This window comes from Mycobacterium sp. 050272, assembly GCF_039023525.1.
Lineage (GTDB): Bacteria > Actinomycetota > Actinomycetes > Mycobacteriales > Mycobacteriaceae > Mycobacterium.
Window position 1 is genome coordinate 174,911 of sequence record NZ_JBCHKV010000007.1, and the last position, 19,548, is coordinate 194,458.

Here is a 19,548-nt window from a genome sequence, read left to right on the forward strand (position 1 = left end):
CCTACATGTCCAGCCCGATATCAAGCACGCGGACCGAGTGCGTCAGCGCGCCGACGGCCAGATAGTCCACGCCGGTGCCGGCGTAATCCGCCGCGGTCTGCAGGCTCAGGCCCCCCGAGGACTCCAGCAGCACCGCGGGCGCGCGGGAGTCACGACGCTGCACCGCGATCTGGGTTTGCCACACCGGGAAATTGTCCAACAGGATCAACTCCGGCTTCTCGGGCAGTACCTCGTCGAGCTGCTCGAGCGAGTCGACTTCGACCTCGCACGGTAGATCGGGTGCGGCCTCGCGCACCGCCTGCAGCGCCGCGACAACCGATCCGGCGGCAGCCACGTGGTTGTCCTTGATCAGTGCGGCATCGCCCAGCCCGAGGCGGTGGTTGACCCCGCCGCCGATGCGAACCGCGTACTTCTGCAGGGCGCGCAGGCCGGGCAGCGTCTTGCGGGTATCGCGGACCTGCGCCTTGGTGCCGCTGACGGCGTCCACCCAGGCCGCCGTGGCGGTGGCGATCCCCGACAGGTGACAGATCAGGTTCAGCATCGTGCGCTCGGCGGTCAACAGCCCACGGTTCTCGGCCCGCACGGTCAAGACGGGCTGGCCGGGCTGCACGCGGGCACCGTCGGCGACGCGGTCGAGCACCTGATAACCGTCGGCGCCGAGCACCTCGTCGAGCACCAGCAGTCCGACATCCAATCCGGCGATGACGCCGGCTTCCCGGGGCACCATGGCCGCCGTCGCGTCGCCGGCGGGCACCGTCGCGAGCGTGGTGATGTCGGGGCCGTAGCGCAGATCCTCGTCCAGGCCGCGCCGGACGGTGTCGAGGGCGACGGCCAGCTCGGCGTCGGACAACGTCATCAGGACACCGCCGCCAGGTCTTCGGCGTACACCGTGTCGGCTGACCGGACCATGATGCTGCGGGCCTTGTCCGGCGCGGACTCCGGGTATTCGGCGCGGTGATGGCAGCCCCGGCTTTCGCTGCGGGCCAACGCCGCGGCAGCCACCGCGCGGGCGGTGAGCGTCAACGCGACGTCCTCGAAGTCGCGACGGCCCTCGATCGCGCGGACCCGCGCCCGGGACAGCGTCTCGGACAGCCGCTGCAGGCCGGAGGCGTCGCGGACCACCGACGCGTCGCGAGTCATCGCGGATTGCAGTTCGCGGCGTTTCGACGCGGTGTGCGCGATCGGCTCGGGCGGAGCCGCGAGCGCCCGTCCGGTCGCCAGCGCATGCGTCGAAGCGGCCTTCCCGGCACGGCCACCCACCACCAGACCTTCCAGCAAGCTGTTGGACGCCAAGCGATTCGCCCCGTGCATGCCGGTGCGAGCCACCTCCCCGGCGGCGAACAACCCAGGCAATTCTGTGCGGCCGTGCACGTCGGTGACCACGCCACCGCAGCTGTAGTGCGCGCCGGGTACCACCGGGATGGGTTGGCGGACCGGATCGACACCGGCTGCCCGGCACGCGGCGGTGACGTTGGGGAACCGCGCCGCAAAGCCGTCGATGCCGCGCGCGTCGAGGAAGACGCATTCGTCACCGGTGGCCCTCAGCCGTGCGTCGATGGCCCCCGCGACGACATCGCGCGGCGCTAGGTCTCCCATCGGGTGCACTCCCGCGGTGACCGAGTTGCCTTGCCGGTCAACCAATACCGCACCTTCACCGCGGATGGCTTCGGTGATCAGCGGCCGGCGACCGCCGGCCTGGCCACCGAACAGCATGGTGGGGTGGAACTGGATGAACTCGAGATCGCTGACCGCCACGCCGGCCCACAACGCCAAAGCGATTCCGTCGCCGGTGGATCCGTCCGGGTTGGTGGTCGCGCTGTAGAGATGCCCGAGGCCGCCGGAGGCCAGGATCACCGACGGCGCGCTGATGATCCCGATGCCGTCCGGATTGCCCACGGCGACGCCGGTCACCGCCGCGCCGTCATGCAGCACCCGCAGCGCCACGTGGCTGCTGCGGATGTCCAGCATCCGGGCGGCATGGTCGAGTGCCCGCTGCACCTCGGCGCCGGTGGCGTCGCCCCCGGCATGAACGATGCGCCGCCGCGAGTGCCCGCCCTCGCGGGTCAGCGCCCACTGGCCGGGCATTGATTCGTCGAATCGCGCACCGTCGCAGACCAGTTCGCTGACCGCACGGTAGCCGTCAGCGACAATCGAGTAGACCGCGCCGGGATCGCACATCCCGGCACCCGCGGCCAGGGTGTCGGCGACGTGCGCCTCGACCGAGTCGTCGTTGTCCGGCAGCACGACCGCGATACCGCCCTGCGCGTAGTGCGTAGCGGTGACCCCGTGGGTTTCTTCGGCCTTGCTGAGCACGATGGCGTTGCGGCCGGCCCGGTGAGCCGCCAGCGCGGCGGCCAATCCCCCTACACCCGTGCCGATTACGACGACGTCGGCGCTAGCGGTCCAAGCGGGACGGGTCATCATTCGCCGCCGCCCGGCTGGCCGATCTCGATCATGCGCTGCACGCTGCGCCGGCCCGCCGCCGCGGTTTCCGGGTCAACGTGAACCTCGTCGGCGCCGTCGACCAGGCAGCGCAACAACGCCGCGGGGGTGATCATCTTCATGTACTTGCAGGACGCGCGGTCGTTGACTGCTTGGAAATCGACTTGCGGTGCGGCGCGGCGCAATTGGTGCAGCATGCCGACCTCGGTGGCGACCAGGACCTTGCGGGCCCGCGTCTGATGTGCCGCGTCCAGCATGCCGCCGGTGGAAAGGATCTTGACCCGCTCGGCGGGAAAGGCTCCCTCACCCGCGAGATACAACGCCGAAGTCGCACAACCACATTCGGGGTGCACATACAGTTCGGCATCGGGATTGGCGCGGGCCTGATCGGTGAGCTCATCGCCGTTGATTCCGGCGTGCACGTGGCATTCACCGGCCCACACGTGGACGTTCTTGCGGCCGGTCACCCGGCGCACGTGGGCACCGAGGAATTGGTCCGGGCAGAACAGCACCTCACGGTCGGGGTCGATCGACTCGACCACGTCGACCGCGTTGGACGAGGTGCAGCAAATGTCGGTGAGCGCCTTCACGGCCGCGGTGGTGTTGACGTAGGAGACGACGACGGCGCCGGGGTGCTCGTCCTTCCAGGCGCTCAGCTCCTCGGGGGTGATCGAATCGGCCAGCGAGCAACCCGCCCGCTGATCCGGGATCAGCACGGTTTTCTGCGGGCTCAGAATCTTGGCCGTCTCGGCCATGAAGTGCACGCCGCAGAACACGATGGTGTCCTCCGGTGCTTCGGCGGCGATGCGCGACAGCGCGAGCGAATCGCCGACGTGATCGGCGACGTCCTGAATCGCGGGCAGCTGGTAGTTGTGCGCGAGGACGGTGGCGCCCCGCAGGTTCGCCAGGCGGCGAATCTCGCTGGCCCACTGCTCATCACCGTCCACGCCGCGGTAGCCGGTGGGCGAGTCGGTGATGCTGGCAACCATGTCTTCGGCGAGCGTGTCCATGCGATTCATGACCGTCACGGCGACTCCTTTCGACCTAGGAGGTTTTCGACTTACAATCGAAAACATGCCCAATGGTAGCACCGCGCATGAAGTGCTCGCGGTCGTGTTCCAGGTTCGCCAGGCTACCGAGCAGGTTAAGGGAGCCTCCCGAAAGGGAAAACCGCAGCTTAACGTGCTGTTATGGCAGCGTGCGCGCGATCCGCAACGCGGCTCCTGGTCGCTGCCGGGCGGACGGTTGCGCAACGACGAGGACATGACCACCTCGGTGCGGCGCCAGCTGGCCGAAAAAGTGGATCTGCGCGAGCTGGCTCACCTCGAGCAGCTCGCCGTGTTCTCCGACCCGGGCAGGGTGCCGGGCGCCCGGGTGATCGCTTCGACATTCCTGGGCCTGGTGCCCTCCCCCGCCACTCCGGAGCTGCCGCCGGACACCCGGTGGCATCCGGTGAGCGCGCTACCGCCGATGGCGTTCGATCACGGCCCGATGGTGACGCACGCGCATGCCCGGCTGGTCGCCAAGATGTCCTACACCAACATCGGATTCGCTTTGGCACCAAAGGAATTCGCACTCTCCACGTTGCGTGACATCTACAGCGCAACCCTGGGCTACCAAGTGGACGCGACGAATCTGCAGCGAGTGCTGGCCCGTCGCGGCGTGATCACCCAGACCGGCACCATCGCGCAGTCGGGCCGCAGCGGGGGGCGACCGGCCGCGTTGTACCACTTCACCGACGCCGCGCTGCGAGTCACTGACGAATTCGCCGCGCTGCGGCCGCCCGGCCAGCCTTGATCTGCATCACCGGCGCCCGCTTGACGAGCAATCGCTGACACGCTGGCCATTACAGTTTGGTTACCGACTGTTCATGCGCGAAAATGCCCGATGGCCTAGAAGGGATCCTGAATTGGTTGAACTCGGCAATTTGGCAGGTACCGACGGTGCGGAATGGATCGGTCGGCCGGCACACGAGGCTTTGCAGCCCAACGCGCGCCCGCTGCTGCCCTCAGACGACCCGTTCTATCAGCCGCCGTCCGGCTTCCAGCACGCCGAGCCCGGCACGGTGCTGCGCTCCCGCGATGTAGAACTGGCCTTTCTCGGCCTGATTCCACAATCGGTTTCGGCCATCCAGCTGCTCTACCGGACCACGGACATGAACGGCGCGCCCGAGGCGTGCGTGACGACGGTCCTCGTCCCGGCCGAACGCGTTGCCGGCCAGAACACCCCGCTGCTGTCCTACCAGTGCGCGATCGACGCCATGTCGGCGCGCTGCTTTCCGTCCTATGCGCTGCGCAGAAGATCGAAGGCGCTGGGTTCCATCGCCCAATTGGAGCTCTTCCTCGTCGCCGCGGCCGTCGCCGAGGGTTGGGTGGTCTCGGTGCCCGACCACGAAGGACTGCTGGGCATGTGGGGTGCCCCCTACGAACCCGGCTACCGCACCCTGGACGGCATCCGGGCCGCCATGAACTCGTCGCGGATCCCGACGTCCACATCGGCGCCGATCGGGCTGTGGGGATACTCCGGCGGCGGGCTGGCCAGCGCTTGGGCCGCCGAGATGTGCGCTGACTACGCGCCCGAACTGGACGTCGTCGGGGCGGTGCTGGGATCGCCGGTCGGCGATCTGGGCCACACCTTCCGGCGCCTCAACGGCGGCTTCCTGGCGGGCCTACCCGCGATGGTGGTGGCCGCGCTGGCACACATCTACCCCGACTTGAACAGGGTCATCGAAGAGCACACCAACGACGAAGGACGCGCCCTGCTGGACCGGCTGGAGTCGATGACGACGGTCGAGGCCGTGCTGCGAATGGCCGGCAAGAACATGGGCGACTACCTCGACGAGCCGCTCGAGGACATCCTGTCGACTCCCGAGGTGTCCTACGTCTTCGACAACATCAAGCTCGGCGTCGCGACACCCGCACCGCCGGTCCTGATCGTGCAGGCCGTCCACGACTACCTGATCGACGTCCATGACATCGACGCGCTGGCGGACGCCTATTCGGCCGGCGGCGCCAGCGTCACCTACCACCGCGACGCGTTCAACGAGCACATGCTCCTGCACCCGCTGTCGGCGCCGATGACGCTGCGCTGGCTCACCGACCGCTTCGCCCGCCGTCCGATCAACGAGCACCTGATCAGGACCGTTTGGCCGACGGCGTTCAACCCCATGACCTACGCCGGCATGATGCGACTGGGCGTGATCGCGGCCAAGGTCCTCACCGGACGAAAGATTCATCGCCGTCCGCTGTGACGCGTCCGCTAGGAGACGGAGGCTTCAGGCTCCATCGGCTGCGCGTGGAACGGCTGATCGGTCAGCCCTGAGCTGCCCAGGTCGTCATAGGCGCTTCCGGCCGCCAGCAGGGCATAGACCAGTGCGGCGATCGCGGCGGGCCACAGCAGCGTGATGGCGATCTGGAGCGGGCCGGGACCGAAGAACACCGGCGGCGCCTGGATGACGTAGGACACGGCGGGGCTGCCCACCACCGGCACCTTGTCGACGTCGAGCGCGCCGTAGCGCAGCAGGGCCAGCACCGCCCCCACTGCCGATGCCACGCCAGCCGCACCGACCATGCCGAGTGTCAGGCCGACGACCATGCCCGGGCCCCGCAGCCGGCGCCACTGCCACGCCAGCACCGACGCCACCACGGCCAGCACCGTCAATAGACCCAGCATCAGGCACGGCACGTCGAAGAAGTGTGCAGACTCGGTACCCAGGTAGTCATGCACCCGCTCGCCGGAGCGGGTGATCGCCACCACCAAGTGAATCGGCGGGGCCATCCACGCCCACAGACCGCCCACCAACACCCCGGTCGCCGAAAGCCCGAGGACCGCAACGATCATCGCGCGCACCCGCGACGGACCAGCGGGCTGCGCGGCCATTGGTACCGCGGGCTCGGGGGCCGCGGGCGTCCAGGGTTCGGTCACCGCTGAGTCTCCAGATCCGCCGAGTCCACCTCGCCGTGCCGCGAACAGCGCGCGCGCCAGCCGTCGGGGCGAACCTGAACGATCATCCGGCGTCCACATTCGGCGCAGAAGCGCGGCGGTTCGAGGCCCAGCTGGGCCGCGGTAGGCACCGTCGTACCCCCCAATTCCCCGGTGTAGACGTTGTAGACGCCGGCGCTGACCGGAGCGCCCAGATCTCCCACCACGAGACTCAAACCTAGCCGCTACAGCGTGGCTTAGAGAGTGGCATTGAGCGCCTTGATCGGCATCTGCAGATCCTCGAGCAGTTCCAGATCGGATTCGGCGGGGCGGCCCAGGGTGGTCAGATAGTTCCCGACGATCACGGCGTTGATCCCGCCCAGGATGCCCTGCTTGGCGCCGAGGTCGCCCAAGGTGATCTCCCGGCCACCGGCGAACCGCAGCATGGTGCGCGGCAGCGCCAGCCGGAACGCGGCCACCGACTTCAGTGCTTCGCTGACCGGCATCACCTCGAGGTCGCCGAACGGCGTGCCGGGCCGCGGGTTGAGGAAGTTCAGCGGCACCTCGTCGGGGCCCAGCTCGGCCAGGTCGGCGGCGAATTCCGCGCGCTGCTCCAGGGTTTCTCCCATGCCGAGGATGCCGCCGCAGCACACCTCCATGCCCGCGTCGCGCACCATCGTCAGCGTCTGCCAGCGCTCTTCCCAGGTGTGGGTGGTGACAACGTTGGTGAAGAACGACTTCGCGGTCTCCAGGTTGTGGTTGTAGCGGTGTACGCCCATCGCGGCGAGCTCGTCGACCTGCTCGGCGGTCAGCATGCCCAGCGAGCAGGCGACGTTGATCTCGACCTCGTTGCGAATCGCCTCGATGCCGGCGGCGACCTGGGACATCAGCCGCTTGTCCGGACCGCGTACCGCAGCCACGATGCAGAATTCGGTGGCACCCGACTTCGCGGTTTGCTTGGCGGCTTCGACCAGGCTCGGGATGTCCAGCCAGGCGCTGCGCACCGGCGAGGCGAACAGCCCGGATTGGGAGCAGAAGTGGCAGTCCTCGGGACAGCCGCCGGTCTTGAGGCTGATGATGCCCTCGACCTCGACCTCGGGGCCGCACCAGCGCATCCGCACCTCGTGGGCCAGCGCCAGCAGCTCCTCGAGCCGGTCGTCGGGCAGTTGCAAAACCTGCAGGACCTGGTCCCGGCTCAATCCCTCGCCGCCCTCGAGCACCTGCTGGCGGGCTACCGCCAGGATGTCTGCTTGATCGCCGGCTTCGGTGGTGGGTCGAGTTGCCGCTTGAGTCACCCAGTGCTCCCCTGCATCTTTGTCGCGTCCGCGTTCGCGGTCACATCCGCCGCCACGTCGTGGCAGCCTGAACGAAACGGTATTCAACGTAGGGTAACGGCCCGCGCGTGCCCGCCCGCGACACGGGCGAGGCGCGGCGGTGGATACGGCGACTTCAGGGGTATAGGGGAACCATGGCCACTGATTATGTCGTGTACCTGGCACACCACATGCTTCTGTTGGCGCTGCCGGCCTTCTTGCCGGCCGTAGTCGTCGTCGCCGTGATCCTCTACGCCGCGTTGAAGGACCGGCGCACCGGACGAACCGACGACGATGTCAACGCGGCCTCCGGCACGGAGACGGCCGAGGACAGGCGTGAATGACGATCGAATCTGTTCACCGAATCGTCCAGCAACGGGTCATAATCCCTGGCCCAACGCATTACGGCGACAATATCTACTGTGTACGTATGTTCACCCAAGCCTTGCGTTAACTAGCTACTCCCGGGTAACCTGCAGAATCGTGGGTTGCTGCTGCCGGAGAACGAAGCACGCTGGCCGGCGATCCGACGCAACTGACGAATAAGCGCGATTGACCGGGCCGCGATTTGGGCATTCCGCCTTCTGCGAGCTGGATCACATCTCGCGGACCCGGTGGTGTTGGAAGGGTTTGACGATGAACTCCTCGACGGAACTGACATTCATTGCCGAGCCGTCGGCTCGCGGAGCCGGACTCAACCAGGTGATCGGCCTGACGGTGGCCGCGATGGTCATCACGCTGGTCATGTTGTGGGTGGGCCATGCGCACCGCTCTCGTCGCATTACCTGGTTGACCCGCCTGGCCGACAAACTCGGCGAGAAATTCCATCGCCCGAACTGGGTGGCGCTGCCGGTCCTGGTTTTTACGACGTCGATCATCTGCGCGCTGTTCGGCTTCATCTGGGACGTCAGCTGGCACATCGGTAACGGCCGCGATCCCGGGCCATTGGCCAACCCGGCGCACTACTTCATCATTATCGGCCTGTTCGGCGTGTTCCTGGCCGGCATGATCGCGATCGTCATCCCATACGAGAAACCCGGCCCGGCGGCGGTGCGTATCACCCGCAACTGGCACGCACCGGTCGGCGGCGTGCTGATGGCCGGCTGCGGCCTCTACGCGATGATCGGCTTCCCGCTCGACGACATCTGGCACCGCACCTTCGGGCAAGACGTCACCCTTTGGGGCCCAACACATTTGATGATGATCGGCGGCGCCTGCTTTTCACTGTTCGCGGTGCTGATGCTGGAACGTGAAGGTGAGGCCCAGCAGGCCGTGGAAGCCGCCAAGGGCGCTTTCATCACCTTCCTGCGGTACTTGTCCTTCGGCGGCATGTTCATCGGGCTGTCGGTCTACCAGATCGAATACGACTTCGGTGTCGAGCAGTTCCGGCTGGTGTTGCAGCCGATGATGATCGCCTTCGCGTCCGCTCTGGCGGCCGTTGCCGCCCGCGTCACGATGGGCCGCGGCGCCGCGATCATCGCGGCGCTGTTCGCCATCGCGCTGCGCGGTGGGGTCGCGTTGCTGGTGGGTCCGATCCTGGGCGCACCGATCAACTGGTTCCCCCTGTACCTGGGCCCCGCGCTGGCGGTCGAACTGGTCGCGCTGACGCCGGTGTTCAAGCGCCCCATCGTTTTTGGCGCCGTGTCCGGGTTGGGCGTGGCGACGTTCGGGCTGTGGCTGGAATCGCTGTGGATCGCAGCGGTGTACCACTACCCGTGGCCGGTCGGCATGTGGGGCGAGGCCCTGGCGATGGCGGTCCCGGTGGGGGTGCTCTCCGGAATGTGCGGGGCGCTGTTCGGCATGGTGCTGACCGGCCAGCGGCTGCCGCACCGCTGGATCGGCATCTCGACGGTGGCGGCCACCGTCCTGGTGATCGGTGGCGCGGTGGCCAACGGCCTGCACATCGTGGTGCCCGAGCACGGCAAGGCCGCCATCACGCTGACCGAGCTGCCCAGCGCCGCAGGTCAGCGCATGGTGTCCGCGGATGTGCAACTCACACCGCCCGATGCCGTTGGCCCGCAACCGGATTGGCTGACAATTCTGTCCTGGCAGGGCCGCATGGAAAACCAGCGCGGCCTGGTGATCGACCGGCTCGAGAAAGTCGGACCGGGCCACTACCGGTCCACGCAGCCGGTCCCGGTCTGGGGATCGTGGAAGACGCTGCTGCGGATTCAGGACGGTTACACGATGGCTGGCGTGCCGATTTATGAGCCGGCCGACGACGCCATTCCCGCGGCCGAGGTTCCCGCGCTGTCCTCGATCGACCGGCCGTTCGTGCACGAGATCACCATCCTGCAGCGCGAACGCGACCAGAACGCTCCCAGCTGGCTGTACAACGCCGGTTCGCTGGTCGTGCTGGTCCTGACGCTGATGGTGATCGCCGCTCTGACGTGGGGTGCGGGCCGCATCAACGACGCGCTGTCCGAACCGGAACCGGTCGAGGAAAAACAACCACTACCGCGGGCGGCCTGAGCCGATGACGTGGCGCGGCACGCTCAATGCGGCGTGGGTGACGGTGTTGATGTGCGGCCTGATCGCCTGCGGCGGTCCCAAGGGCCAGCCTGCGTCCGGCGCCCTGGACATCGACGTGAAGATCGTCCAGAAGCAGGTGACCCCGACCAACGCGGTACTGCAAGCGAAGGTCAAACAGCAGATCGTCCTGCACGTCACCAGCGACGCGCCCGATGAACTGCATGTGCACTCGGTGCCCGATCACAAGTTTGCGGTCGCCGCCGAACCCAACCAGACGTTTCACTTCAGCGTCGAGGTCCCCGGCAATGTCGAGGTGGAACTCCACCACTTGGACCGGACGATAGCGACGATTCAAGTCCAGCCGTGACGCGGCTGCTGGCGCACGGTCTGGGCGGATCGAGCGATCTTCCGGTCCCCTACGCGTACGCGATGGTCGGCGCCGCGTGGGCACTGACGTTCACGTTCGCGTTGGTCGCGTTCGCGTGGCGGCGACCACGGTTCGATCCTGATGCACCCGGCCATCCGCTGCCCGCGTGGGTGACGATGCTGGTCGACGCCCGCGCGACCCGCTGGACGGTTGCGGCCGTGGCGCTGGCCTTCGCGATATGGGTGGTGCTGGCCGGGTTCTGGGGTCCGCAGACGCGCGCCAACGGGCTGCTCGGGGCGTTTTACGTGCTGCTGTGGGTCGGGCTGGTCGCGGTGTCGCTGGCGTTCGGCCCGGTGTGGCGGGTCATCTCCCCGGTGCGCACGGTGTACCTGCTGGCGCGCCGCGCCGCGCCCGAGCGGCTGAGCCGGCCGCGACTGCGCTACCCGCAGAGCTGGGGTTACCGTCCGGCCGCGGTCGGACTGTTCGCCTTCGTGTGGCTGGAGTTGGCGAGCCCGGACTCGGCGTCGCTGCCCTGGGTGCGGGGTTGGTTGCTGATCTACGCGTCTGTGTTGCTGGTCGGGGCGTGGCTGTGCGGGCAACGCTGGCTGGCCAGGGTCGACCCGTTCGGTGTGTACAGCATGGCGGTGTCGCGACTGTCTCCGTTTTGGCGCTCGAAAACCAACGGGCAGATCGTCATCGGCAATCCGTTCGACCACCTGCCGTCGCTGCCGGTGCGACCCGGTGTGGTCGCGATGCTGGCGGTACTACTCGGGTCGACGGCGTTCGACAGCTACTCGTCGTCGCCGACCTGGCGCGACTTCGCCGATCGGCTCTCCCGGCTGGCGCACGACATGCCGCCGACGCTGGTGTCGTCGGCGCTGCGGACCGTCGGGCTGCTGGTCTTCATTTCGGTTGTCGCGCTAACCTTTTCGCTTGCGGCCCGGGCAACCGGCGGGGTGAACCGCGAGCAGCGACGCGCCCTGCCCGGTCAGCTAGCACACTCGCTGATCCCGATCGTGGTGGGCTACATCTTCGCGCACTACCTCTCCTATCTGATGGAACGCGGACAGCAGGCCGTAATCGCGCTGGCCGATCCGTTGGGGCGCGGCTGGAACCTGTTGGGGCTGGCCCATTTACCGGTGGCCTATGTGTTGTCCCAGCACCCGCCGGTGCTGGCCGGAATCAAGGTGGCCTGCGTGGTGACCGGGCACATCGTCGCGGTGATCGCGGCACATGACCGGGCGCTGCGGCTGTTGCCGGCCGGCCATCAGCTCACCGGACAGCTCACCATGATGCTGGTCATGGTCGGCTATACGTTCACCGGCCTGTACCTGCTCTTCGGCGGCTAGAGCAGGTGCTCGACGCGTTCGTCGCCGTCCCAGCGACGTAACCCGGCGAAGTGTCCGTCGAGCTGCGCCGGGTTGGCCGCGATGGTCAGCGCTGGCCCCAGCTGGTCGGCGTCGATCCGCCGGGCCAGCGTGACGTGGGCCGTCCACTGACCGGGAAGACTGTTCGGCAGCGGGGCGGGCATCAGATGCGCGGCGGCCAGGCGGTGGACTTCGGCGTGCAGATCCAACAACTCGGCGCTGGGCAGGATCAGCCGGGCGAACACGACATTGGACCGGCCGAACAAGACCGGCGCTCCGATCGCGCAGCGCAACGGCAGCCGCCGCAGCACCGGCCGCAGCGCCTCGTCGACGGCCGGGTCGATGCGTTCGGCGACAACGACCGTCACGTGCGGACGTCCGGGCGGTATCCGGCAAGGCAGGTCGGCGGCGGCCAAATCGTCCCAGATCCGCCGCAGCGCCGCCTCGGTGTCGCGGTCGAACAGCAACTCGATCGAATGGACCATCAGCCGGCCAGTGCGCTCACCCAGTCACGGTTGAATGCCGCGGCGCTCATCGTGGCGAAGTCGTCGACGCTCAGCGCACCGGCCCCGGCGGGCAGCGCGGCCCGCACGGGCGCCATGCGCTCCAGGGCGCCACGGTTGGACGTCTCCACCACTGTCGGTCGCGACGGCCAGCTGCCGATCACCAGTCCGGCACATGAAAGCCCTTGTCCAGCAAGCGATTCCAGAGTAAGCGCAGTGTGGTTCAGCGTGCCCAGTTCCGCGGTGACAGTGACCAGCACGGCGGCACCCAACTCGATCGCGAGGTCGCGCAGGGTGACGCCGGCATGCCCGTCCCCCCGGGCGAGTTCGACCAGCAGCCCGCCGGCACCCTCGACCAGGGTGAGCCGGGCAGGGCGGTCCAGGTCGCGGATGAGCCGCAGCATCTGATCGCCGGTGGGCAGCGGCATCCCGGCCTGCTCGGCGGCGGCCACGGGCGCCAATGCCTGCGGATACCTCGCCAGGCCGGCCGTTTCGGTCACGCCGGATAACCGCGTCACCTCGGCGAGGTCGTCGTCGCCGGAATCGGTGCCGGTCTGCGCGGGTTTACACACCGCGACGTCGATCCCGGCCAGCCGCGCGTGACAGGCCAGCGCCGCGACGGCGATCGTCTTGCCAACCCCCGTTCCGGTACCGGTAACGGCGAGGACGGTCAACGGCGCGCCACGGCAAGGACATCGGTCAGCACCCGCCGGGCGACCTGCAGTTCCTCGGCGTCGAGCGACGCGCGCGCGGTTAGCCGCAGCCGCGACGTCCCGGCGGCCACGGTGGGCGGCCGAAAGCAGCCCACCCGCACCCCGGCATCCAGGCAGGCGGTCGCGGCGGCCACCGCCACCTCCGGGTCGCCCAGGATCACCGACACCACCGCCGATACCGGGTTCTCGGACACGCCGCAGATATCGGCCAACTCGCGGGCGTGCCGCAACACCGCCTCGGGCCGCCAGGGCTCGGAACGCAGCAGGTGCAGTGCGGCCATCGCCGCACCGACGGCAGCCGGAGCCAGGCCGGTGTCGAAGATGAACGGTCGGGCCGCATCGATCAGGTGAGCGCGCACCTCGGCGGGTCCCAGCACCATGCCGCCCTGGCTGCCGAGTGCCTTGGACAGCGTCGTGGTCATCACCACGTCGGGCGCACCGGCGAGTCCCAGCTCGTGCAGCAGCCCGCGGCCGCCGCCGCGCACCCCGAGGCCGTGTGCCTCGTCGACGATCAGCAGCGCGCCGTGGCGCCGGCAGACCTCGTGCAGCTCGCGCAGCGGGGCCAGCACGCCGTCGGCGCTGAACACCGATTCGGTGATGACGACGGCGCGTTCCTCGGCGCGGGCGGCCAGGGCCGCGTCGACGGCATCCACGTCACGGTGCGGCGTCACCACGACCCGCGCGCGGGACAGCCGGCAGGCGTCCACCAACGATGCGTGTGAACGCTCCTCCGACACCAGCAGCGAGCCCGGGCCGGACAGCCCGACGACGGTACCGAGGTTGGCGGTGTATCCGGAGGAGAACAGCAGGCCGGCAGCGGCGCCGACATAGTCGGCGAGCTCGGCCTCGAATTGCTGGTGCAGTTCGGTATCGCCGGTGACCAGGCGGGATCCGGTGGCGCCGGCACCCCAGATCCGCAGCGCCGCGACGCCGCCCTCGATCACGTCGGGGTGCTGCGACAGGCCGAGGTAGTCGTTGGACGCCAGGTCGAGCTCGGTGGCGACCGCGGGGCGCGGCCGCAGCGAGCGGCGCAGCCCGGCTTCGCGGCGCTGCTGTTCCACCGCCTCCAGCCAGGCCAGCGGGGAAACCTCGATCGGTGTCTTCATTGGCGTTCAGCCTACGAGCCGCGCGACCTCGACCATCGCCGAGGTGATCCGGGCGATCTCGTCGGGCCCACAGACGTAGGGCGGCATCGCGTAGATCAGGTTGCGGAACGGGCGTAGCCAGATGCCGTGGTCCAGCGCTGCCGGGGTGGCCACCGCGAGGTCGACCGGCGCGGCGCATTCGATGACGCCGATGGCACCGCACACCCGCACATCGGCCACGCCGGGCAGGTCCCGGGCCGGCTCGAGTCCCGCCGCGAGCCCGGCCGCGATGTCGGCGACGCGCGACCGCCAGTCCTGGCCCAGCAGCACCTCGACGCTGGCCACCGAGACCGCACAGGCCAGTGGGTTGGCCATGAACGTCGGGCCGTGCATCAATGCGCCGGCCTCCCCGGAGCTGATCGTGTGCGCGATGTGTTGGGTGCACAACGTGGCGGCCAGGCTGAGGTATCCGCCGGTCAGCGCCTTGCCGACACACATGATGTCCGGGCTGACGCCGGCGTGGTCGGCGGCGAACAGCTCGCCGGTCCGGCCGAACCCGGTGGCGATCTCGTCGAAGATCAGCAGCACGTCGTGTCGGCTGCAGATCTCGCGCAGGTCGCCCAGGTAGCGAGGGTCGTGGAAGCGCATGCCGCCGGCGCCCTGGACCACGGGTTCGACGACCACCGCCGCCAGCTCGGTCGCGTGGCGGGTCAACTGCTCCTCGAACGCCACGCTGTAGGCGGTGTCGTAGTCGCGCGGCACCTGCGGGGCGAACACCTGGTCGGCCAGGATGTCGGTCCATAGCGAATGCATGCCGCCGTCGGGGTCGCAGACGCTCATCGGGGTGAAGGTGTCGCCGTGGTAGCCGCCCCGCCAGGTCATCAGCCGGTGCTTGCGGAATCGACCGCGGCTGCGCCAGTACTGCAGCGCCATTTTGACCGCGACCTCGACCGCTACCGATCCGGAGTCGCTGAAGAACACCGTCTCCAGACCGGCCGGGGTGATCTGCACCAGCAGCTGAGCGAGCCGGGCTGCCGGTTCGTGGGTCAGCCCGCCGAACATCACGTGGTTCATCGAGCTCAGCTGGGCCGTCAGCGCCGCGTCCAGCACCGGATGGCCGTGGCCGTGGATAGCGGTCCACCAGGAACTCATCGCGTCCAGCACGTCGACCGGCTGACCATCTCTGACCAGCGTCAACCAGGCGCCACGGGCACCGATAGCCACTACCGGAGGGATGGCTTCACTGCCGATGGTGCTGTAGGGGTGCCAGAGATGGGCGGCGTCGATCGCGCTGATTTGCTCGGGCGTCAACCCGGATCTCGCCGCAGGCATAGAGACCGAGCGTAAAGCAGCCGGCTCGCACAAAAGCCGACCATCGGGAAGCATCTATCGGCATGGCCTTGCCGTACCCGTTCGAAGACCCGCATCGCGGCGGTCGTCCCGAGTCCCAACAGCAGACTCACGAGGCCGAAGAGTTGGGCGATTTCCGGCCAATGACCTACGGCGACAACGACTCCGACGCTAAGCCGCATGTCATTCGGCTTCGGGTAGCCCCCTGGGACCTGGTTGCCACGCTCACCCTGGTGACGCTGCTGGTAGTGCTGGCCACGGCGACGACGTGGCCGACGCGGCTTTACGGCTTCCTCGGCGAGGTGTGCTCGGACGAGTCGTGCGGCCTGGTTCCTTTCCAGCTCGACGTGTATATCTACCCGGTGGTGTGGGGCGGGATCGGCGCCGCGATCGCCGCGGCGGGCATCGGCCCGTTCGTCTCCCTGCTGAAGGGCTGGTACATGTCCTTCTGGCCGGTTTTGTCGCTCGCGATCATCATGGTGAGCTCCGTGATCGGCGACGCGCTGACCGTCTTCAGCGCCCGCTACTGGCACTGATTCTCCCCCGCCGCGCGCGCTGGTAAATCGTTGCGGCCGAGCACCGGTGTGAGACCGAAATCACAACTGCCGATAAAGATTTGGGATCGGCAGTCACCATCCGGTCACGGTCCAGCGGCAAATCTTTCGTGGACCTCACCAGCTATTTTCCGGGCGCGATTTCTGTTGTAAAAGTTTCTGTAGTGACTGGTGTGACTCAACGGGCCAACCGACTGATTCACGTCCCCCGCAAGGAGGCGGCGGCCGATCCCCCACTCGGGGCTCGTCGCAAGTCATCGAACGGCGGCCGCGGTGCCCACAGCGTCGCGGCCTCAACCCGACAGAGTTCAGGAAGGCTGGAACTCCAATGAAGCGCATCTACTCGTTTGCCATCGGTCTCGCCATCTTGGCGGCCCCGATGGCCGCCGCCCCCGAGATCGCGGCCGCCGACCCCGGCGCCCGGTCGATGGATTACCAGCAGGCCACCGACGTCGTCGTGATGCGCGGTCTGTCGCAGCGCGGCGTGCCCTTCTCGTGGGCCGGTGGCGGTATCAACGGCCCCTCCCGCGGCACCGGCACCGGCATCAACACCGTCGGCTACGACGCCTCCGGTCTGATGCAGTACGCCTACGCCGGCGCCGGCATCAGGTTGCCCCGGTCGTCGGGCGCGATCTACCGGGCCGGCCAGAAGGTTCTGCCGCAGCAGGCCCAGAAGGGCGACATGATCTTCTACGGTCCGGACGGCACGCAAAGCGTCGCGATGTATCTCGGCAACAACCAGATGCTCGAGGTCGGCGATGTCGTGCAGGTCTCGCCGGTGCGTTCGGCCGGTATGACCCCGTACCTGGTCCGCGTCATCGGCGTCCCGCTGCAGCAACTGCCCGCGCAGCCGGCCCCGGCGCAGCAGCTCCCCGGCCAGCAAGTGCCGGGCCAGGCCCCGCTGCAACAGCCGCCGACGCAGCAGGCACCGCTGCAACAGCTGCCCGCTCAGCAGACGCCATTGCAGCAGGCGCCGCTGCAGCAACTGCCTACCCAGCAGGCGCCGTTGCAACAGGCGCCGCTGCAACAACTGCCTACCCAGCAGGTGCCCGCGCAACAGCCGGCGCCCGCACAGCCGGCGCTGCCGCAACTGCCGAACCTGCAGACGCTTCTGCAGCCGGCACCTGCGCGCTAACCACGGCCCGTCACCGACGCCACCTGCTCCACTGAGCAGCCTCGCCGCCAGGCGAGCGCTGCGGAGCAGGTGGCGTTTTTGGGTAAATTACTGGTGATCATGCCGACCACAGCGCCTCAGACCCCGGCCGACCCGGCCAATACGGGTAGTTCAGAGGCGCGCCGACCAGGGTCGGCGGGGTTCTACCGCTACGATCTCGACGGCTTGCGCGGCATCGCGATCGCCCTGGTCGCCGTGTTCCACATCTGGTTTGGCCGGGTCTCCGGCGGCGTGGATGTGTTCCTGGCGCTGTCCGGGTTCTTCTTCGGCGGCAAGATCCTGCGCGCCGCGCTCAACCCGGCCGTCTCGCTGTCGCCCGTCGCCGAAATCACCCGGCTGATCCGGCGTCTGGTGCCCGCCCTGGTCGTGGTGCTGGCCGCGTGTGCGGTGCTCACCATCCTGGTGCAGCCGCAAACCCGCTGGGAGACCTTCGCCGACCAGAGCCTGGCCAGCCTCGGCTATTACCAGAACTGGGAGCTGGCGAACACCGCGTCGGATTACCTGCGGGCGGGCGAAGCCGTCAGCCCGTTGCAGCACATCTGGTCCATGTCGGTGCAGGGGCAGTTCTACGTCGCCTTCCTGCTGCTGGTCGCGGGCTGCGCGATCTTGTTCCGCCGCCCGCTCAAGGCCCATCTGCGCACGCTGTTCGTGGTGCTGCTGAGCGCCTTGACGATCGCCTCGTTCAGCTACGCGGTGTTCGCTCACCTCGACGACCAGTCGGTCGCCTACTACGACAGCTTTGCCCGCGGCTGGGAGTTGCTGCTGGGCGCGCTCGTCGGCGCCGTCGTGGCCCGCGTCCGGTGGCCGATGTGGCTGCGGACCGCCGCCGCCTCGGTCGCGCTGGCCGCCGTCGTGTCCTGCGGGGCCCTGCTCGACGGCGTCGACGAGTTTCCGGGCCCGTGGGCCCTGGTACCTGTCGGGGCCACGATGCTGATGATCCTGGCCGGGGCCAACCTGCCGGGCGATGCGGACACCAGCGGCCGGATGCCGCTGCCGAATCGGCTGCTGGCCACCCGGCCCCTGGTGGAGCTGGGCGCCATCGCGTACTCGCTGTATCTATGGCACTGGCCGCTGCTGATTTTCTGGCTGTCCTACACCGGGCACAAACACGCCAACTTCGTCGAAGGCGCGGCCGTGTTGCTGATCTCCGGCGTGCTCGCGTACCTGACCACCCAGCTCGTCGAGGACCCGCTGCGCTACCGCGCGCCGCAAACGTCCACCCCGGAGCTGCCCTGGTGGTCGCGGTTGCGCAGGCCGACGATGGCGCTGGGTGCGGCGGTGGTGCTGCTGGGCGTCACCCTGACCGCGACCTCGTTCACCTGGCGCCAGCACGTCACGGTCTTGCGGGCCGCGGGCAAGGAACTGTCCGTACTCAACCCGCAGGACTATCCCGGCGCGCGCGCCCTGACCGAACACGTGCGAGTCCCGACGCTGCCGATGCGGCCCAGCGTCCTCGAGGTCAGAAACGACCTGCCCGCCTCCACCCGGGACGGCTGCATCAGTGACTTCGTCAACCCGGCGGTGGTCAACTGCGTCTACGGCGACCTCGCCGCGACCCGGACCATCGCACTGGCCGGCGGGTCGCACGCCGAGCACTGGCTGCCGGCACTGGATGTGCTCGGACACGCCCATCACTTCAAAGTTGTGACATATCTCAAAATGGGCTGCCCGCTGTCCACCGAGCAGGTACCGCTGATCATGGGTAACAACGCCCCCTACCCGCAGTGCCGGGAGTGGGTGCAGGCGACGATGGACAAGCTGGTCTCCGATCGCCCCGACTACGTCTTCACCACCACGACCCGGCCGTGGAACATCAAGAGCGGCGACGTGATGCCCGCGACGTACATCGGGATCTGGCAGACGTTGTCCGACAACAACATTCCGATTCTCGGCATGCGCGACACCCCGTGGCTGGTCAAGAACGGACAGCCGTTCGACCCCGCCGACTGCTTGGCCAAGAAGGGCGGCAACGCGACGTCGTGCGCGATCAAGCGCTCCGACGTGCTGTCCGACCGCAACCAAACCCTGGACTTCGTCGAGCAATTCCCGCTGCTCAAGGTGCTCGACATGTCAGATGCCATCTGCCGCACCGATGTTTGCCGCCCGGTCGAAGGAAACGTGCTGATCTACCACGGCGCTCATCACCTGACCCCCACCTACATGCGAACCCTGGCCCACGCCCTCGGCCTGCAGATCGCGGCTGCCACAGGCTGGTGGTAGCCCGGACAGGACAGTCCGCCGCGGATAAGGTCAAGTGGTGCCGTCAACCAATCCGGCTTCCCGACCG

19 protein-coding genes are annotated in these 19,548 nt (G+C 68.3%); 9 read left to right on the forward strand and 10 right to left on the reverse strand.

Going from position 1 to position 19,548, the window contains the following annotated elements; translation table 11 throughout:
- Nucleotide 1: 1 nt before the first annotated feature.
- The 3 genes from nadC to nadA are packed head-to-tail and all read right to left on the reverse strand — an operon-like array spanning nucleotide 2 to nucleotide 3,470.
- Nucleotides 2-856, reverse strand: a complete 855-nt coding sequence (gene nadC / locus AAHS21_RS16345; protein ID WP_342928651.1) for a carboxylating nicotinate-nucleotide diphosphorylase — start codon at nucleotides 854-856, stop codon at nucleotides 2-4.
- Complete coding sequence (locus AAHS21_RS16350) at nucleotides 856-2,421, reverse strand: L-aspartate oxidase (protein ID WP_342928652.1); 1,566 nt, start codon at nucleotides 2,419-2,421, stop codon at nucleotides 856-858. The genes nadC and AAHS21_RS16350 overlap by 1 nt, the downstream gene beginning before the upstream one ends.
- Complete coding sequence (nadA, locus tag AAHS21_RS16355; protein WP_342928653.1) at nucleotides 2,421-3,470, reverse strand: quinolinate synthase NadA; 1,050 nt, start codon at nucleotides 3,468-3,470, stop codon at nucleotides 2,421-2,423. Before nadA ends, AAHS21_RS16350 begins: the two co-directional genes overlap by 1 nt.
- 46 nt (nucleotides 3,471-3,516) lie before the next feature.
- Here nadA and AAHS21_RS16360 point away from each other — a divergent pair, with 46 nt between their 5' ends.
- Nucleotides 3,517-4,239, forward strand: coding sequence for an NUDIX domain-containing protein (locus tag AAHS21_RS16360; protein WP_342928654.1), 723 nt, complete (start codon nucleotides 3,517-3,519; stop codon nucleotides 4,237-4,239).
- A gap of 112 nt (nucleotides 4,240-4,351) precedes the next feature.
- Nucleotides 4,352-5,692 carry a lipase family protein gene (locus AAHS21_RS16365; RefSeq protein ID WP_342928655.1) on the forward strand — a complete coding sequence of 447 codons (1,341 nt, stop codon included), beginning with the start codon at nucleotides 4,352-4,354 and terminating at the stop codon, nucleotides 5,690-5,692.
- An 8-nt stretch (nucleotides 5,693-5,700) separates the two neighbouring features.
- Here AAHS21_RS16365 and AAHS21_RS16370 read toward each other — a convergent pair whose 3' ends face one another.
- From AAHS21_RS16370 to bioB, 3 genes are read right to left on the reverse strand one after another with little or no spacing between them, the layout of a single operon-like run.
- Nucleotides 5,701-6,321, reverse strand: coding sequence for a DUF2567 domain-containing protein (locus AAHS21_RS16370; RefSeq protein WP_342928721.1), 621 nt, complete (start codon nucleotides 6,319-6,321; stop codon nucleotides 5,701-5,703).
- A gap of 41 nt (nucleotides 6,322-6,362) precedes the next feature.
- Complete coding sequence (locus tag AAHS21_RS16375; RefSeq protein ID WP_096291074.1) at nucleotides 6,363-6,590, reverse strand: hypothetical protein; 228 nt, start codon at nucleotides 6,588-6,590, stop codon at nucleotides 6,363-6,365.
- A gap of 30 nt (nucleotides 6,591-6,620) precedes the next feature.
- Nucleotides 6,621-7,658 (reverse strand): biotin synthase BioB, encoded by a 1,038-nt coding sequence (bioB, locus tag AAHS21_RS16380; RefSeq protein WP_342928656.1) that lies wholly within the window; start codon nucleotides 7,656-7,658, stop codon nucleotides 6,621-6,623.
- A gap of 173 nt (nucleotides 7,659-7,831) precedes the next feature.
- Between bioB and AAHS21_RS16385 the strand changes: the two genes are divergently transcribed.
- The 4 genes from AAHS21_RS16385 to AAHS21_RS16400 all read left to right on the forward strand — a co-directional run bounded on the left by AAHS21_RS16385 (nucleotide 7,832) and on the right by AAHS21_RS16400 (nucleotide 11,864).
- Nucleotides 7,832-8,020, forward strand: a complete 189-nt coding sequence (locus AAHS21_RS16385; protein WP_342928657.1) for a hypothetical protein — start codon at nucleotides 7,832-7,834, stop codon at nucleotides 8,018-8,020.
- A 292-nt stretch (nucleotides 8,021-8,312) separates the two neighbouring features.
- Complete coding sequence (locus AAHS21_RS16390) at nucleotides 8,313-10,148, forward strand: hypothetical protein (protein ID WP_342928658.1); 1,836 nt, start codon at nucleotides 8,313-8,315, stop codon at nucleotides 10,146-10,148.
- Nucleotides 10,149-10,152: 4 nt separating this feature from the next.
- Nucleotides 10,153-10,515 carry a hypothetical protein gene (locus tag AAHS21_RS16395; RefSeq protein ID WP_342928659.1) on the forward strand — a complete coding sequence of 121 codons (363 nt, stop codon included), beginning with the start codon at nucleotides 10,153-10,155 and terminating at the stop codon, nucleotides 10,513-10,515.
- The gene (locus AAHS21_RS16400; protein ID WP_342928660.1) at nucleotides 10,512-11,864 is read left to right on the forward strand and encodes a hypothetical protein; all 1,353 of its coding nucleotides are present in this window, start codon (nucleotides 10,512-10,514) and stop codon (nucleotides 11,862-11,864) included. The genes AAHS21_RS16395 and AAHS21_RS16400 overlap by 4 nt, the downstream gene beginning before the upstream one ends.
- On the opposite strand, the gene AAHS21_RS16405 is transcribed toward AAHS21_RS16400, so the two are convergent.
- The 4 genes from AAHS21_RS16405 to AAHS21_RS16420 are packed head-to-tail and all read right to left on the reverse strand — an operon-like array spanning nucleotide 11,861 to nucleotide 15,515.
- Nucleotides 11,861-12,367: a 2'-5' RNA ligase family protein gene (locus AAHS21_RS16405; RefSeq protein WP_342928661.1), complete on the reverse strand. Its 507-nt coding sequence runs from the start codon at nucleotides 12,365-12,367 to the stop codon at nucleotides 11,861-11,863. The two genes, AAHS21_RS16400 and AAHS21_RS16405, sit on opposite strands and share 4 nt — an antisense overlap.
- The gene (gene bioD, locus AAHS21_RS16410) at nucleotides 12,367-13,059 is read right to left on the reverse strand and encodes an ATP-dependent dethiobiotin synthetase BioD (protein ID WP_342928662.1); all 693 of its coding nucleotides are present in this window, start codon (nucleotides 13,057-13,059) and stop codon (nucleotides 12,367-12,369) included. Before bioD ends, AAHS21_RS16405 begins: the two co-directional genes overlap by 1 nt.
- Complete coding sequence (locus tag AAHS21_RS16415; protein ID WP_342928663.1) at nucleotides 13,056-14,204, reverse strand: 8-amino-7-oxononanoate synthase; 1,149 nt, start codon at nucleotides 14,202-14,204, stop codon at nucleotides 13,056-13,058. The genes bioD and AAHS21_RS16415 overlap by 4 nt, the downstream gene beginning before the upstream one ends.
- 6 nt (nucleotides 14,205-14,210) lie before the next feature.
- Nucleotides 14,211-15,515, reverse strand: coding sequence for an adenosylmethionine--8-amino-7-oxononanoate transaminase (locus AAHS21_RS16420; RefSeq protein ID WP_342928664.1), 1,305 nt, complete (start codon nucleotides 15,513-15,515; stop codon nucleotides 14,211-14,213).
- Nucleotides 15,516-15,676: 161 nt separating this feature from the next.
- Here AAHS21_RS16420 and AAHS21_RS16425 point away from each other — a divergent pair, with 161 nt between their 5' ends.
- The 3 genes from AAHS21_RS16425 to AAHS21_RS16435 all read left to right on the forward strand — a co-directional run bounded on the left by AAHS21_RS16425 (nucleotide 15,677) and on the right by AAHS21_RS16435 (nucleotide 19,481).
- Nucleotides 15,677-16,069, forward strand: coding sequence for a hypothetical protein (locus tag AAHS21_RS16425; protein WP_342928722.1), 393 nt, complete (start codon nucleotides 15,677-15,679; stop codon nucleotides 16,067-16,069).
- Between the two features lie 346 nt (nucleotides 16,070-16,415).
- Nucleotides 16,416-17,222 (forward strand): NlpC/P60 family peptidoglycan-binding protein RipD, encoded by an 807-nt coding sequence (gene ripD / locus AAHS21_RS16430; RefSeq protein WP_342928665.1) that lies wholly within the window; start codon nucleotides 16,416-16,418, stop codon nucleotides 17,220-17,222.
- A 99-nt stretch (nucleotides 17,223-17,321) separates the two neighbouring features.
- Nucleotides 17,322-19,481: an acyltransferase family protein gene (locus AAHS21_RS16435; protein WP_342928723.1), complete on the forward strand. Its 2,160-nt coding sequence runs from the start codon at nucleotides 17,322-17,324 to the stop codon at nucleotides 19,479-19,481.
- Nucleotides 19,482-19,548: the final 67 nt, after the last annotated feature.

Excerpts from the sequence above, each read along its gene's own strand:
- nadC (WP_342928651.1), bottom strand. The coding sequence starts at position 856 with ATGACGTTGTCCGACGCCGAGCTGGCCGTCGCCCTCGACACCGTCCGG.
- AAHS21_RS16350 (WP_342928652.1), bottom strand. The coding sequence starts at position 2,421 with ATGACCCGTCCCGCTTGGACCGCTAGCGCCGACGTCGTCGTAATCGGC.
- AAHS21_RS16360 (WP_342928654.1), top strand. The coding sequence starts at position 3,517 with ATGCCCAATGGTAGCACCGCGCATGAAGTGCTCGCGGTCGTGTTCCAG.
- AAHS21_RS16370 (WP_342928721.1), bottom strand. The coding sequence starts at position 6,321 with ATGGCCGCGCAGCCCGCTGGTCCGTCGCGGGTGCGCGCGATGATCGTT.
- AAHS21_RS16385 (WP_342928657.1), top strand. The coding sequence starts at position 7,832 with ATGGCCACTGATTATGTCGTGTACCTGGCACACCACATGCTTCTGTTG.
- AAHS21_RS16390 (WP_342928658.1), top strand. The coding sequence starts at position 8,313 with ATGAACTCCTCGACGGAACTGACATTCATTGCCGAGCCGTCGGCTCGC.
- AAHS21_RS16395 (WP_342928659.1), top strand. The coding sequence starts at position 10,153 with ATGACGTGGCGCGGCACGCTCAATGCGGCGTGGGTGACGGTGTTGATG.
- AAHS21_RS16405 (WP_342928661.1), bottom strand. The coding sequence starts at position 12,367 with ATGGTCCATTCGATCGAGTTGCTGTTCGACCGCGACACCGAGGCGGCG.
- AAHS21_RS16415 (WP_342928663.1), bottom strand. The coding sequence starts at position 14,204 with ATGAAGACACCGATCGAGGTTTCCCCGCTGGCCTGGCTGGAGGCGGTG.
- AAHS21_RS16420 (WP_342928664.1), bottom strand. The coding sequence starts at position 15,515 with ATGCCTGCGGCGAGATCCGGGTTGACGCCCGAGCAAATCAGCGCGATC.
- AAHS21_RS16425 (WP_342928722.1), top strand. The coding sequence starts at position 15,677 with ATGACCTACGGCGACAACGACTCCGACGCTAAGCCGCATGTCATTCGG.
- ripD (WP_342928665.1), top strand. The coding sequence starts at position 16,416 with ATGAAGCGCATCTACTCGTTTGCCATCGGTCTCGCCATCTTGGCGGCC.
- AAHS21_RS16435 (WP_342928723.1), top strand. The coding sequence starts at position 17,322 with ATGCCGACCACAGCGCCTCAGACCCCGGCCGACCCGGCCAATACGGGT.